Below are 1,984 nucleotides of genomic sequence, written 5' to 3' on the forward strand. Positions count from 1 at the left end.
GGACTACCCAGACGAGCCCGCCGAGACGGAAACGTCCGCGGTCTTCGTCGAGTCGAACGAAGACAGCAGCTCAGACTTCAAACGCGACTAACGGCGTAGGGCTTTCTTCACCTCGTCGTCGCTGACCTGGTGAAAGTCGGTGAACACCTGACCGACGGCCTCGAAGAGTCGCGGTGTCGTGGCGAACACCACCTCGTCGGCCTCATCGCGTAGCCGCTGCCGTGCCGACGACGGTCCGACGGGCACCGCGACGATGACACGCTCGGCGCCGGCGTCCCGCACGGCGCGAGCCGCGGCAATCATGCTCGCTCCCGTGGCGATGCCATCATCGGCGAGGATCACCGTCTTGCCCGCCAGGTCGAGAGGTTCCGCGCCGCTACGGTAGGCCGACTCACGGCGCGCCAGCTCGTCGGCTTCGGCGTCGATGACGGCCCGTAACTGCGCGTCGGTGACCTGTGCGCTGCGCACCACGTCCTCGTTGACGACGATGCCGCCGCCGCTGGCGATCGCACCCATGGCCAGCTCGGGCCACCGTGGAACGCCGAGCTTTCTGACCACGAAGACGTCCAGCTGGACGTTGAGCGCGATGGCGATCTCCGCGCCGACAGGTATGCCACCCCGAGCGAGGCCAAGCACCACGACGTCGGGCCCGTCGCGGTAGCCGCTCAGCATCGCCGCGAGGACTCGACCTGCCTCGCGGCGGTCCCGGAAGGTGCGATCAGCGGATTCGTCGATCCGACGAGACTAGGCCTGAAAGCGCTGCGACCACTGGGTGATGGCGAACTCGGCGGTGAGGCGGTGCCAACGTGCGTAGTCGCGTATCAGGAAGTGTCCGGCGCCGGGGAACCCCACCCATTGGGCATCTACGCCACGGGCTGCGGCGCGCATCGTCTGTCGCTGGGACGCCTTCGGGTCGGTCCAGGTGTCGGCGCTCCCGTGCATGGTGAGCAGCCGGCATCCCGGCGGAACCAGGTCACAGTCATCGTCCGGCCACCATGGCGCGAGCGCGGCGACTGCCGCGACGCGTCCTTGGGCGGCGAGATGAGCCGCGACGCGCCCGCCCATGGAGTGCCCGATTAGCACGACCGGACCGGAGCCGACGGCGTCGAGCATGTCATCGAGCGCAGTCTTGGCGTCGCGCAGCGCATCGAGCCGTCCCGGGTTCCAGCCCCGCAGCCGATACCGCACGCGCCGCACGACGACACCTGGACCCACCCTGCGTCGCAACGACTGGGTCAGCAATTCGATCCGGAGATTGGCCAGCTGCCAGGCTTGGGACGGAGCGTCGCTCTTGGGCCGACCGCCGGGGAGCACGAGGACGCCTGCCTTGAAAGTCATTGCAGGTGATTCGGAGCGGAGCTGACGGTGGTTGGCCGTATTCGCAATCCGCCGAGGTCGCGATTACGAATGAACCTCGTGGGCATCGAATACGAGAGCGTGGTCGACCATCCGCTGGACGAGGTGTTCGCCTGGCACACCAGGCCGGGGGCGATGCCCCGGCTGGTCCCGCCATGGCAGCCGATGACGGTGGTGGCCGAGGCGGACTCGCTGGGCGATGGAACCGCGGTGCTGGGGCTGCCCGCCGGGCTGCGATGGGTCGCGCAGCACCAGCGCGCCGACTACGACCCGCCGCATCGCTTCGTCGACCAGCTCTCCTCGGGCGGGGTGAGGTCGTGGCCGCCCCGCATCATCGGCCAGTGGCGCCACACCCACGAGTTCAGCGCCGAGGGACTGGGTGCGACCCGTGTCTACGACCGCGTCGAAGCGCCCGTTCCGGCGGCCGCATTGCGTTCGACGTTCGTCTACCGCCACCGCCAACTGGACGACGACCTGGCCGCGCACCGAGACGCCGCCGAAGCCGGCGTGTCATCGCTCGCCGTCGCCGTCACCGGGGCCTCCGGGCTGGTCGGCTCTGCGCTGACGGCGTTGCTGACCTCCGGCGGTCATCGCGTGATTCGCCTGGTCAGGCACGTTGCAGACGGAC

The 1,984-nt window shown here is 69.2% G+C and carries 3 protein-coding genes; 1 reads left to right on the forward strand and 2 read right to left on the reverse strand.

Translation table 11 applies throughout. The annotated features are described in order from the left end of the window. Positions 1–87: 87 nt before the first annotated feature. Complete coding sequence (locus ACRDUX_RS05485; protein WP_526411772.1) at positions 88–672, reverse strand: phosphoribosyltransferase; 585 nt, start codon at positions 670–672, stop codon at positions 88–90. A 72-nt stretch (positions 673–744) separates the two neighbouring features. Then, on the reverse strand, positions 745–1,338 hold the full coding sequence (locus ACRDUX_RS05490) for an alpha/beta hydrolase (protein ID WP_526411774.1): 594 nt from the start codon (positions 1,336–1,338) through the stop codon (positions 745–747). Between the two features lie 78 nt (positions 1,339–1,416). On the opposite strand from ACRDUX_RS05490, the gene ACRDUX_RS05495 reads away from it, so the two are divergent. Beyond that, positions 1,417–1,984, forward strand: a 568-nt coding sequence (locus tag ACRDUX_RS05495; RefSeq protein WP_526411776.1) for an SRPBCC family protein, incomplete at its 3' end; no start/stop codon positions are given.

Origin of the sequence: Mycobacterium sp. (assembly GCF_050701675.1) — a bacterium.
Classification (GTDB): Bacteria; Actinomycetota; Actinomycetes; order Mycobacteriales; family Mycobacteriaceae; genus Mycobacterium.

Coding starts and splice junctions, on each gene's coding strand:
- ACRDUX_RS05485 (WP_526411772.1), bottom strand. CDS start 672: ATGCTGAGCGGCTACCGCGACGGGCCCGACGTCGTGGTGCTTGGCCTC.
- ACRDUX_RS05490 (WP_526411774.1), bottom strand. CDS start 1,338: ATGACTTTCAAGGCAGGCGTCCTCGTGCTCCCCGGCGGTCGGCCCAAG.